The organism is Blautia sp. DFI.3.45, from assembly GCF_020593505.1.
In the GTDB taxonomy this organism is placed as follows: Bacteria; Bacillota; Clostridia; order Lachnospirales; family Lachnospiraceae; genus Blautia_A; species Blautia_A wexlerae.
Genome location: NZ_JAJDMI010000045.1, coordinates 18,930 through 28,232, shown reverse-complemented (window position 1 = coordinate 28,232; position 9,303 = coordinate 18,930). Strand labels below are relative to the sequence as shown.

Sequence of the window (9,303 nt, the reverse complement as noted above, 5' to 3'; positions counted from 1 at the left end):
AAAGGGAAATAAAACATGCGTTTTGTGCAATTTTTATTTTTCAGACACGCTCTAGGCGGCGCTACATCGAATAACTGTTTCACAGTGTATCAGAAGGAGTTGTCACTCCTCCTGATACAAGCAAGTTCCTACCCATTGCGTATTGTTTTTTGCAACCGACCCCGGGGACTTACTTGATTCGGTTAAAAAAGGCAGTTACTAAAAAAAGTTATACAAAATTAACTTGACAGAATACCAGAGATAGTATATATTAAGTTATGAAGTTAGACATAAATAACTCAAACTGCTGAACGATCTGTTGAAGGTCTTTTTATAGCAGTAATTCAAGCTTTGCAGCAAACAAAAGCAATAAAATGTTTCGTAAAGCTTTATTTTTTGATAGATAGTTAGCATGGCCTAACTAATATTCTGCCATTGAGAAAGGAATCATAACATGCTGGAGAAATCTGTGATCGAACATTGTTCACCTACATTAGCATCTATTAAAACCGGAAATCTTTTTACATATAAATATGAATCTGAGGAAGAATTATGGAAAAGCGTAGAAGGTTTTAATGAATGTGTAAGAGAAAAAGGCGTTTCCCTCACAGTACTTCGCAGGAGTGAGAAAAAGGCGCTGATTTATGTCTGCCGGTTCTCAAGCCTTGAAAGAGATCTGAAGAAACCTGGTGTTGCGAATTTCATAAAGAAGTATGGGTATGAGAGTACAGATCCTGCATATGCACTTGAGAGACTGAGAAGCCGCCTGGCCCAGAGAGAAGATTTTCCTCATGAAATCGGATTATTTCTGGGATATCCGCTGGGAGATGTGATCGGATTTATCAAGAATGCAGGGCAGAACTGTAAATGTGTAGGTTGTTGGAAGGTTTACTGCAATGAATGTGAGGCAATAAAGGTTTTTGCCAGATTTAAGAAATGTACCAGCGTGTATGTACGTCTCTGGAATCAGGGAAGAAGTGTACGTCAGCTGACGGTGGCAGCGTAAGGAAGAAGCTATATAAAGTAATATAGCAGGGATGGAGAGTTCGTTTAAGAATCAGTATAATAGAAAAGCCGTATGACTTTTTATTATAATATAAATCATGGCTTTGCGGCAAAGAAAAAGGCAGAGCAAATTTAAGGAGGATTTTAATCATGAGTAAAGTAGCAGTTGTATATTGGAGCAGCACAGGAAACACAGAAGCAATGGCAAACGCAGTTGCAGACGGAATCAGGGAAAAAGGCGGCGAAGCTGTTCTTCATACCTGTGAGGATTTTGACGGTTCTAAAGTTGCTGAATATGATGCAATCGCCTTCGGATGCCCTGCAATGGGAGATGAAGTTCTCGAAGATACAGAATTCGAGCCAATGTTTGACGGATGCAAAGATGCCCTGAAAGACAAGAACATCGCTCTGTTTGGTTCTTATGGATGGGGAGACGGCGAATGGATGCGTAACTGGGAAGAGTCCTGTAAAGAAGCAGGTGCAAATCTTGTATGCGACAGCGTGATCTGCCAGGAAGAGCCAGATGATGAAGCTACAGATGCTTGCAAAGCTTTAGGTGCTGCATTAGTATAACAGAATAGATAAGATAAGAAATACCGGGAGACTGTCTGCATGAATATGCGGCAGTCTCCTTTTTTCGGTTGATAATATTTACAGAAACTGTTTTGGGGATTATACTATTTATTAATAGTGAGTTCAGTTTTATAGACATTTACAGGCAGTCGCAATGTACAGGCGGAGATGGCGGCGTTTGGGCTGAAATGATTTTTATAAAAAATATAAAATACAGGAGATACAACAATGAATCAGAGAGAAAGAATGTTAAGCGGACTTCCATATAAGGCATGGCTAGATGGTCTGGAGGAAGACAGACAGGCATGCAAGCAGAAAATCTATGATTTTAATCAACTGCCGCCATCCAGACAGAGTAAGGAAGCGCCTCAGATGATCAAGAATATTTTTGGAAAAACAGGCGAAAATGTCTGGGTGGAAGCACCATTCCACTGTGACTATGGCTGGAACATTGAAGTAGGTGAGAATTTCTATTCCAATTATAATCTGACAATCCTTGATGTGGGAAAAGTAACATGTGGAAAAAATGTTCAGATCGCGCCAAATGTCTCCATTTATACAGCGGGTCATCCGGTTCATCCGGACAGCCGTAATTCAGGATATGAATACGGAATTCCTGTAACAGTGGGAGATAATGTATGGATCGGCGGAAATACAGTGATTCTTCCGGGTGTTACCGTTGGAAGTAATGTAGTGATCGGTGCAGGAAGTGTAGTATCCAAAGATATCCCGGATAATACGATCGCAGCTGGAAATCCATGTAAAGTAATCCGCGAGATTACAGACGAAGACAGAATCTATTACTTTAAGAAACAGAAATTTGATGATGAGGCGTGGGAAGAAGTAAAGAATAAAAATAAATAGCAGAACTGACAGGTTGCCTATGCCAAAATCCCGAGACACACTTTGCGAAGCGTGTTGCTGTGAACGGAGTGAACAGTAATCAATTCCACAAAATACAGGTAAACAATAGACAGGAGATGATGCATTCATCTCCTGTTTATGTTACAATGAATATGATAAATATGGGAGTTGTTCAGTAATGGAGCAATTTGCAGATATCAGGGTGGATAGAGTGAATATACAGATGGAGGCAGAAGATGCTGACAGAACAGAAATTTGACATTATCTGAAAAAGGAGAGAGAAAATGAGTCTGAAAATTGAAAAGAAAAATGAAGGAACAAAAGATACGGTATTTTTGACCGGGAGATTAGATACAGCAACTGCACCTGAATTGGATACTTTTACCGAGAAAGAGTTGATCAATACTCAGGAACTTGTATTGGATTTTGCAGGGCTTGAATATATTTCATCAGCCGGCCTGCGTGTTATTCTGAAAATGCAGAAATTTATGAATGTAAAAGGAACTATGAAATTGATTCATGTGAGTGATATCATACAGGATGTATTCGATATTACGGGATTTGCAGACATACTGTCAATCGAATGACTGTGGCTGTAAAGATACAGAACTGCACAGCGAAAAGGAGGATTCTATCTACCTGAACTGAATGAAGGAAGGAGAAGTGAATTTGAAAAGTATTACAGAAGAAGCAAAAATAGAGAATATAGCGGTAATTACAGATTTTGTAAATTCCATACTGGAAGCAAATGGATGTTCTGCAAAAGTACAGATGGAGATAGATATTGCGATAGATGAGATATTTGGCAATATTGCCTATTATGCTTATACGCCAAAAACCGGAGAGGCAACTGTACAGGTTGAAATAAAGAATTTTCCTGAAAGACTGGAACTGACGTTTATAGACAAAGGCATTCCTTATAATCCATTAGAAAATAAAGATCCGGATGTTACCCTGGATATAGAAAAAAGAAAAATCGGGGGGCTTGGAATTTTTCTGGTTAAGGAAATGATGGATGAAGTTTCATATGAATATGCAGACGGACAAAATATATTGAAAATAAAAAAGAATTTGTAGATTTCATACATTGTAAGGGTATATTGCTATTCATGAACTTTTGAATAACTGAGCGTCGCATTCCTGTTACTTCGGTGTAGAGCCGCATAGTGAAGAGGAGTGTGAATATCCGCTTGACAAGAAAAATGCAGGAAAAGGAAACAGTCAGAATATGAATACAGAAAAGAAGAAACATTTAGGAACTAATCTGATAGTTATCAGTATTATTTTTGCAGTATGTATTTGCATTGGTATGGGATGCATCGGCATGGTCATTTATTATAAAAGTATGATGAGTCGATGTGAAAAATACATAACCGGTATACTTAATATTGCATCAGCCAATCTGGATGGAGATGATCTGGAACAGTGTATAGATACGCAGACAGAATCAGAGAAATATAAAGAAAGTCAGAAATTGTTAAGTCAGATCAGAGACTGCTATGATATTGAGTATGTTTACGTAGTCAAACCTCTGAAAGAAACCGGAGCAGATAATATGATGTATGTAATGGCCGGTATCAGTAAAGAGGAATTAAATGACACAGACAATGCATATTTAGGAAAACTTTCAGGAACAGAATACGGAGAAAAGGTAACCGGATATTATATTTCAGCCATGTCCGAAAAAGATATTACATATTATGCAAACAAAACATCTTTTGGATACATGTACAGCGGACTTAAGGCCGTCAGAAACAGTGACGGTGAAGCAGTAGCTGTTTTGGCAGTGGATGTTTCCATAAAAGAAATGGTGGAAGTACTCACAAAGTATATTCAGAGCATTGCGGCAGCGGGAATTCTTATTGCATTGATTTTCTTTGTCGGATTATATCGTTGGATACGCCGCAGAGTTGTTGTGCCGATTCAAAAACTGGATGCGGCAGCAAATGATTTTGTTAAAAAGAGTCATGAAGGCTTACAGCCATCAGAACTGGAATTTAAGGATCCTGAAATCTGTTCCGGAGATGAGATACAGACACTGGCAGATTCTCTGATAACCTTATCTGACGATTTGAAGAGTTATATGAATACTCTGCTCAGTGAAACAAAAGAAAAAGAACGTATCGCATCAGAGTTAAGTATTGCAACACATATCCAGGCAAGTATGCTGCCATGTATTTTTCCGCCATTTCCAAATGTTTCGGAGTTTGATATTTATGCAAGCATGTCTCCGGCAAAAGAAGTGGGCGGGGACTTTTACGATTTCTTTATGATTGATGAAAACCATCTGGCTGTTGTCATGGCAGATGTATCAGGAAAAGGAGTGCCGGCTGCCCTGTTTATGGTAATTGGAAAGACGCTGATCAAAGATTATTCTGGTTTTGGCGGTTCATTGGGAGAAGTATTTACAAAGGTGAATGATCTTTTGTGTGAATCGAATAAAGAAGAACTGTTTATTACTGCTTTTGAAGGAGTGCTGGATCTGCGGACAGGTGAACTGGAGTTTGTAAATGCGGGACATGAGAAACCGATTGTCTATCACAAGGATGAAGATATATGGGAAGTATATCCGACCAGGGCTGGTTTTGTACTTGCCGGACTGGAGGGAATCCAGTATCGTTCGGGAACAATGAACCTGAAGAAAGGCGACAGATTATTCCTGTATACAGATGGTATTCCGGAAGCGGTGAATCCTCTGAACGAGCAGTATGGAATGGATCGTCTTGTGCGGGTACTGCAGCGGAACAAGAATACAGAACTGAACCGGATGATTACGGATATACGTACTGATGTAGATGAATTTGTAGATGGGGCAGAACAGTTCGATGATATTACCATGTTGTGTATGGAGTTTAATGAGTACAAATGATAACAAGTCTGAAAAATATATTAATGAATAACCACATATTACCTGAGGAAACTTCTTATTGCCAGGAACAGAAAGAATTGTTTGATTATCTGATCGTTTCCGGTGATTTTTATGAGGTTACTGAGAATAAGACAGGAGAAAAAGAAATCCGGTTTAAAAATACAGTAGATGTATCAGATTTCCCCGGAATCATCCGAAAGGTTCCGCAACTGGCAGAAGTAAAATTTCCGGACAGGGAACAGACACCATATTTTACGGCAAATCTGAGTAAATTGCAGGAAGCGTTGAACCTGAAACGTCCGGTGGCAGTAGAAGGAGGCCCCTGTCTGTTCGGAGCTCATGAAGTAGAAGTAGAGATCATTCTGCAAAATGGGGAAGCCTGTTTTTTTGATTATTGTACGGGAAAAAGGTACGGCGAGAGTGCAGAGGTTCTGAAAGCAGATATGGAGTCTTTTATTAATGAGCATTCTCAGAGTATAGACAGAATTTATTTTCATGATAAAAAGAAAGGACTTACACATCAGGAATATGAGAGTATTCTCTATGTTTTTGAGGCTGCGGAAGCGTTGAATGCAGTGGCAGTAATTCCTCTTCCGGATATGTCCTATGCAAAGTACCTTTCTGCGGTGATCGCAGATTTACCTGAAGATAAAAAGAAACAGATTTTAACAGATTTCAGAAAAGTATCCTGGAGGATCAGCAATCTTTACCTGAATCTGATCCGGTCTCTGGAAAAAAGTTATCCGGATGTTAAATGTATAGTTGTACATGAAAGAGATACAGAACTGTGTGAAGCCTTTTTCAGGGAGAGGACTCCCCATATAGAAAGAAATAAAATCCTTCGTATGATAACTGCCATGCCAAATAGAATGGAATCTGTAAAGGATTATATTTCTATGCCTGCACTGCCTTTTTATCTGCTGGGGATCAGTGATATTCTGGAAATTGACAGTGTAGATGAAACAGATTCTTATCGAAAATGTGCAAAAGCACATAAAGGAATATTGAATTTAAGCTGCATTTTATATCCTGAAAAGTTGAGTGAAGACGGCAGGAATACTGTTTATCATGCAGAGCAGGAGTATAAGGACTATTTATGAAAAGAAGAAAATGGAATGTGAAGTTATTTGCTGTTTTTCCTGTGATGATTCTGCTGGGATTTTTCAGCTTATATTTTATGGGATTTTCCTATCCCGGAAAAGTAACGGTCAGTCAGGCTTATTCATTTAAAGAGGGAGAAGATGGCAGACGATATCTTCTGGATCAGGGACATGAGAGATTGTTATGTATGGACCAGCAGAATAAACTACTGTATACCATAGAATGTCCAAAAGATGATCAGAAAAGGACGTTATATATTGATGATTTCTGCACAGATGAAGCGGGAAACCTGTATCTTCAGGCAAGTTGCTGGGACGGAATGCATTTGTCAGAGGAAATTATCCTGCGCTATGATTCTCATGGCAGAAATAAAGAAGTGGTCAGACAGTGGGATTACAGTTCTGAGTGGGTTTATAAGCATAAAGTATATGGTTTGTCGTTTAAGAATGGAAGGCTGCAGTATGCGATCTTAAACAAAGATCAGATAGAAGTAAAGCAGGATGAGGAAACAGAAATTGACTATAAAAGTGCAGAAACTCGTCTCAATGACTGCACTTTCTTTGGCGACAGCCTCTTTCTGCTGGATAAAAACGGAAAAATATATAAGATAGAAGATGTTGAGAGACGGGCAGAGGTCACTGAAATATTTGATGTGAATCAATGTGGTTATTCAGATGGAATCCCATACAGATTAGGGGTTTCAGAGGATGAAAAGCTGTTTTATACAGATATCCGCAATCGCAGGGTAATGCTGGTACAGGCTGATAATACAGCGCTTCCTGTTGTAGAAAACACAGATACACTTACTGTTTCAACAGGAAAAGAAGATACAAATATGATCTTTCTGACAAATGCAGAATCCGGAGAAATATGGAAGACAGACGGAACCGGGTCGGAGACATTGACCGTCATTCATACAGAAATCTTACCTGTGGTTATGTGGATCATTTCAGCAGGACTGATCTGCGCAGGAGTAGTCGGCTGTATTTATTTTTTTGCCATGCTGATCAGAAAGTATGCATATGTCCTGTCCGATACCAGGCGGCTGGGGCTGATGATCGGAGTTATGCTTATTCTGGTAGCTGCAACAGTGTCCGGAATGCTGCTTCGGGAATTTCGAAACAGTTATAAAGAGAAAGTGGAAGAACAGATTGAAATTGTTGCTTATATGGAAGCAGGACAACTGAAAAATAAAGACATAAGCTCTATCAGGACAGCAGCGGATTATGATGGGGAAACTTATCAGGATGTCAGCTGTATTATGGAAGAAAGTCTTCCGACAGATATAGAATTTTATCAGAATATTTATTGTAATATTCTGGTGATGGATGAACAGAAAGAAGCGTATGCAGTTGCATATCTTGATCAGTCGATAGGTAATTATTTCCCTCTGGATGAAGTGGAAACCCGGGAAGTACAGCAGGTGTATGAGACAGGAAAGGCAGTATGGAATAAAGGAAAGGATGATATTGCCGGAAGTTATACCTACATAAAAGTTCCGATAAAAAACGAATCAGGAGAAATTACCGGTGTTGTTGCAGTAGGAACAGAGCTGATAGTATTAAACCAGATATTAACTGATATTATCAAAGGTATTGTGGCAGTATTGGCAGTTCTTATTCTGCTGTTTGGCATCTTTTTTGAAGAGGTACTGGCTTTTCTGGAAGACAAGAGAAAATATCAGGAGAGGGAGAAAAAGGAGAACGGTATTTTTCCATGCCATTGGATAAGGCTGATTATATTTGGTGTATTTGCCGCCTATAATATGACCGCATCTTTTCTTCCGGTATATCTTATGCGCTATGTTCAGAATGCTCATTTTCATAATACGGAACTGGCGGCTTCGCTGCCTGTTACAATTAATATCTTTGTGATAGGAGTGACATCGCTGATATGTCAGAAGCTCACCGTAAAATTTGGAATCAGAAAACTTGCTGTTTTGAGCGGATTATGTTCTTTTGCGGGAAATCTTATGCTGCTTATTGCACCATCCTATGTTCTGATCGTGACGGGACTGATCCTGGATGGAATTGGCGTAGGTTTTATGACAAATGCAGTTTATATCCTGATCAGCAGAATTGTTGATCCTCAGAGCAGGATGGAGGGTCTGGCCATCTACAACAGTGCCTATCTCGCAGGGCTTAATTTTGGTATTATGCTGGGAAGTCTTCTGGCTGTACAGTTTGGACAGAGAAATGTTTTTATTTTTGTTTCAACAACATGGATTCTCCTTGTAGTTGTAATTATCAGTGTTGGTGCAATGCTGGAACGGGATACTGCAAAAGAGGGAAAGGAAAATGAAGACTCCGGTAAAATCAGTGCCGGAAAACTTTTGTCAGATAAGGCAGTGAGCAGTTTTTTTGTTCTGATCCAGAATCCATATATTATATTTGGAAGTTTCGTGTTCTATTTTGTACCGCTGTTTTGTGATAATGAAGGTTTTTCAGAATTAACCGTCACATTGTTACTTCTCTTGTATGCAGAAATTCCGGTTATTTTGGGAAATCGAATAACACAATGGGCGATTGAAAAGATGAAATATTCTTCTATGTATCTGGCCGTTGGGTTAAATGTTCTCGCACTGCTGGCCTTCGTATGTTATCCCAAATTACCGGGAATGCTCCTTGCATTGATTGTTATGGGAATCAGTGCATGTTTTGGAAAAACTGCCCAGCAGATGTATTTCCTGGATCTTAAATCTGTAAAAGAATACGGGGAAGATAAGTCCATAGGTATTTATAATTTTACGGAAAATATAGGAGAGTCTCTGGGTCCGGTTGTTTTGGGACAGATAATGTTTATTTCACCTTTGGCAAAGGGAGTTCTGCCACTCTGTATGATAGTTACAGGAATGGGAGGGATTTACTGCTTTATTAACAGAAAAAAGTGATTTGTAGTTACTGTGGAGTGGA

8 protein-coding genes are annotated in these 9,303 nt (G+C 39.2%); all 8 read left to right on the top strand.

Annotated elements, in window-relative coordinates; genetic code table 11:
- Nucleotides 1-433: 433 nt before the first annotated feature.
- The 8 genes from LJE09_RS13755 (at nucleotide 434) to LJE09_RS13720 (ending at nucleotide 9,281) form a co-directional block, all read left to right on the top strand.
- Nucleotides 434-985 (top strand): DUF3793 family protein, encoded by a 552-nt coding sequence (locus LJE09_RS13755; RefSeq protein WP_227311454.1) that lies wholly within the window; start codon nucleotides 434-436, stop codon nucleotides 983-985.
- A 149-nt stretch (nucleotides 986-1,134) separates the two neighbouring features.
- Nucleotides 1,135-1,557, top strand: coding sequence for a flavodoxin (locus tag LJE09_RS13750; protein ID WP_227311453.1), 423 nt, complete (start codon nucleotides 1,135-1,137; stop codon nucleotides 1,555-1,557).
- 228 nt (nucleotides 1,558-1,785) lie between these two features.
- Nucleotides 1,786-2,421 carry a sugar O-acetyltransferase gene (locus LJE09_RS13745; RefSeq protein ID WP_026649211.1) on the top strand — a complete coding sequence of 212 codons (636 nt, stop codon included), beginning with the start codon at nucleotides 1,786-1,788 and terminating at the stop codon, nucleotides 2,419-2,421.
- Between the two features lie 284 nt (nucleotides 2,422-2,705).
- Complete coding sequence (locus LJE09_RS13740) at nucleotides 2,706-3,008, top strand: STAS domain-containing protein (protein WP_227311452.1); 303 nt, start codon at nucleotides 2,706-2,708, stop codon at nucleotides 3,006-3,008.
- Nucleotides 3,009-3,084: 76 nt separating this feature from the next.
- Nucleotides 3,085-3,498, top strand: coding sequence for an ATP-binding protein (locus tag LJE09_RS13735; RefSeq protein WP_334303163.1), 414 nt, complete (start codon nucleotides 3,085-3,087; stop codon nucleotides 3,496-3,498).
- A 151-nt stretch (nucleotides 3,499-3,649) separates the two neighbouring features.
- Nucleotides 3,650-5,290 (top strand): PP2C family protein-serine/threonine phosphatase, encoded by a 1,641-nt coding sequence (locus tag LJE09_RS13730; RefSeq protein WP_227311451.1) that lies wholly within the window; start codon nucleotides 3,650-3,652, stop codon nucleotides 5,288-5,290.
- A gap of 23 nt (nucleotides 5,291-5,313) precedes the next feature.
- Entirely contained in the window at nucleotides 5,314-6,390 is a 1,077-nt protein-coding gene (locus LJE09_RS13725; RefSeq protein ID WP_227311450.1) for a hypothetical protein, read from the top strand.
- Nucleotides 6,387-9,281 carry an MFS transporter gene (locus tag LJE09_RS13720; RefSeq protein WP_227311449.1) on the top strand — a complete coding sequence of 965 codons (2,895 nt, stop codon included), beginning with the start codon at nucleotides 6,387-6,389 and terminating at the stop codon, nucleotides 9,279-9,281. Before LJE09_RS13725 ends, LJE09_RS13720 begins: the two co-directional genes overlap by 4 nt.
- The last annotated feature ends 22 nt before the right edge of the window (nucleotides 9,282-9,303 follow it).